We start from the raw sequence: 2487 nt of genomic DNA, 5'->3' as shown, positions 1-2487 counted from the left end.
CTTTTACCATCAATTACATAACTAAATTTGGATCCTATTGAACTACTACCATCTTCTGAAGTGTGATATTTAAACTCACACGAAAGAGATTCATACCCTAGCTCACTGCTTATCATCATGAGTTCGCTCAACTCATTCAATAGTGATACTTGCTCATCCATAATATTCATAAATCACCATTCCTGCTATAACGCCGCCAGCAGCGGCCGAGTGAAACGAGGTCCAGCGACCGCAGGGAGCGATGCTGCCTGGCCTTGTTATGTTTGCCTGAACCATGGTATTGGGCTTTTATCGCCACGACCTTTCCTTGCACTCTCAATAAGGCTAACAAGACTGCGCTTATCATATTTCTTCGCTGTGTCAGTATCTCTAATTTGTATGCCTCGGGAATCATAATCTATGTAAATTTCATCGTTGTTAATAATCAATAGATAACAATAATAACCATCCCTCATTTGATGGCTTGAACCAATTAATTGAGTAAAAAATACATCGAATTTCCCGTCACTTCCGACTGCGCAGCGCCAACGTTGTATCATTGCTTCACGCGATTGAACTTCATCTGCTGCCAGTTCCTTAACTCTTTCGTAGAATTTTGTTTCTTTCAAAGGCGCAGACTTAAACTTCAATTGACCAATCCTTTATTTGAAAACATAACGCCCGCCTCAACGAGCAAATTTTGCTGGCGGCAGTTTTGCAGCGCAGCGCAAAAATGGTGACAGTAAAATTTGTCCGTTGGAGGCGCTTGTTAAATGCTTTTTTATGGAATAGCATAGATGCACATATTATATGCGCATATGGAGCAAATAACATGCAGACATTTTTTGACCAACAAGCACCTAAAAAAGCTACCAACTTAACAGTAAATAGCGACCTTTTAAATCAAGCTAAAAGCTTGAAAATAAATTTATCTGCCACACTTGAACAAGCTCTAATTGTGCAAGTGAAAAACGCGCAGCGCGAGCAATGGCTTCAAGAAAACAAAGATGCAATTGATGAACTTAATAAGCTAAGTGATGAAAACGGTTTATTCTCTGACTCGTTTAGGAGTTTTTAATGAGCCAATTTACGCTGTACCTGAATAAAGATAAAAGCAGCAAAAAAACCTACCCATATTTTGTAGATGTTCAGAACAACTTGTTAAGTGATTTAAACTCTAGACTGGTTATACCGCTAACCCCTTCAAAAAAAGTAAACGAAAAAGCAGCCCAAAAGCTATGCCCTACCATCAATATCGACAGCGAAGAATTTGTTCTTGTGACGAATCAGATGACCACTGTACCTAAGTCACTACTAAAATCAGAAGTAGACTCACTTGAACAATATCGCTATGAAATCATCGATGCCATAGATATGCTGATTACCGGCATTTAACGCCTGCATTAGCGGCTTGGTTGAACTGGCGGATTTTTTGCGTTTCTTTGCAAAAAAGGTGACAGTTTAACCAAGTCCTTGCTAGATGCACTTGTTATGTTTTTAATACACTACGGTAGTTGTAGTGTTGTTAATATATGTGCTTGATGTTGCTTGCCCCTGGCTCTTTGGCCCGCCGATTAAGCCCCAGCCAATGCCTACAAGCTTGCCGTCATTGAATATGTATGGTGTGAATTCATCATCAGTTGTGATGCCATCAGCTTGTCGGCCGGTACGCATATAGTAAATTTCTACGTTTATGCCTTCTTTAATATATCTGTCTGCCTTTTTGCGCGAGTTCCGAGGTACGGATTCTTGAGTAGGCCTTAAGATTGCTAGAACCTTTTCTTTAGCATCTCCGAGGGATACTTGATCTTCAACTCGATCATATTGCGCTGTAGCCTGATCAATGCGATATCCAGCGCTACAAGCTGATATAGCAATACAGATGAGTAGTACGAGTGACTTTTTAATCATTTCTATTTCCTTGGTGATTTACTGATGAAACATAACAGTTTCTTATACGGAATCCATAATTTACCTTATTAGGCGGCGTCCGTATAATCCATATTTGAAATTTACAAAGGATTGTAAATAAAGCATAAGGAAATAGATATGTCTCAGGTCACGGATGATCGAGAAAAACGTTTTTGGAACAACTATATAGCTCAACTTTCTGAGCGCAATATCAAGCCCGCTCTGTTCCAGTGGTATGTGCGTCATTGTGAGCAGTTTATTCGGTATTATACGGACGTCCGGCTTAAGGAACATACCGATCAAAGTGTTCAGGATTACTTCTCAAACTTACTTGAGAGTAACAAGCTCAAGGCTTGGCAGAAGCGGCGTTTTTCAAGGTAGTTGTCGCCTGAGCATTTAAGCTGCTTGTTTTTCCTTCTCCGGGTTCAACTTAACGTCACCCACTTTCTCCCAGTTCCGCGTAGCTTTTGACCACCTTATTTGGTTCTTTCTTTTCATCTTGCGATAAAGCTCATCCCTCTTCGATAATATTTCTTCATCCAGACCTAAGTGCCTTTGCTCTGGGGTAACAAAGTTAATTCGACTATGCCGGTGCTC

At 40.3% G+C, this 2487-nt stretch carries 5 protein-coding genes and 1 pseudogene; 3 read left to right on the top strand and 3 right to left on the bottom strand.

Annotated elements, in window-relative coordinates:
- Nucleotides 1-257: 257 nt before the first annotated feature.
- A complete protein-coding gene (locus A3757_RS18705) occupies nt 258-629 on the bottom strand; it encodes a hypothetical protein (RefSeq protein ID WP_068511402.1) in 372 nt (123 codons plus the stop codon).
- A gap of 50 nt (nt 630-679) precedes the next feature.
- On the opposite strand from A3757_RS18705, the gene A3757_RS18700 reads away from it, so the two are divergent.
- On the top strand, nt 680-1057 hold the full coding sequence (locus A3757_RS18700; protein WP_231875543.1) for a type II toxin-antitoxin system CcdA family antitoxin: 378 nt from the start codon (nt 680-682) through the stop codon (nt 1055-1057).
- On the top strand, nt 1057-1374 hold the full coding sequence (locus A3757_RS18695; protein WP_068510990.1) for a CcdB family protein: 318 nt from the start codon (nt 1057-1059) through the stop codon (nt 1372-1374). The genes A3757_RS18700 and A3757_RS18695 overlap by 1 nt, the downstream gene beginning before the upstream one ends.
- Before the next feature lie 102 nt (nt 1375-1476).
- Here the strand turns inward: A3757_RS18695 and A3757_RS18690 are convergent, their stop codons facing one another.
- Entirely contained in the window at nt 1477-1890 is a 414-nt protein-coding gene (locus A3757_RS18690; RefSeq protein ID WP_068553713.1) for a DUF3192 domain-containing protein, read from the bottom strand.
- 138 nt (nt 1891-2028) lie between these two features.
- Here A3757_RS18690 and A3757_RS18685 point away from each other — a divergent pair, with 138 nt between their 5' ends.
- Nucleotides 2029-2271 carry a hypothetical protein gene (locus A3757_RS18685; protein ID WP_068553712.1) on the top strand — a complete coding sequence of 81 codons (243 nt, stop codon included), beginning with the start codon at nt 2029-2031 and terminating at the stop codon, nt 2269-2271.
- Nucleotides 2272-2286: 15 nt separating this feature from the next.
- Here A3757_RS18685 and A3757_RS26995 read toward each other — a convergent pair.
- Nucleotides 2287-2487, bottom strand: a pseudogene (locus A3757_RS26995) (IS3 family transposase); the annotation flags it as partial.

The organism is Oleiphilus sp. HI0117 (assembly GCF_001635235.1).
This window is presented reverse-complemented; position numbering and strand designations above follow the sequence as displayed.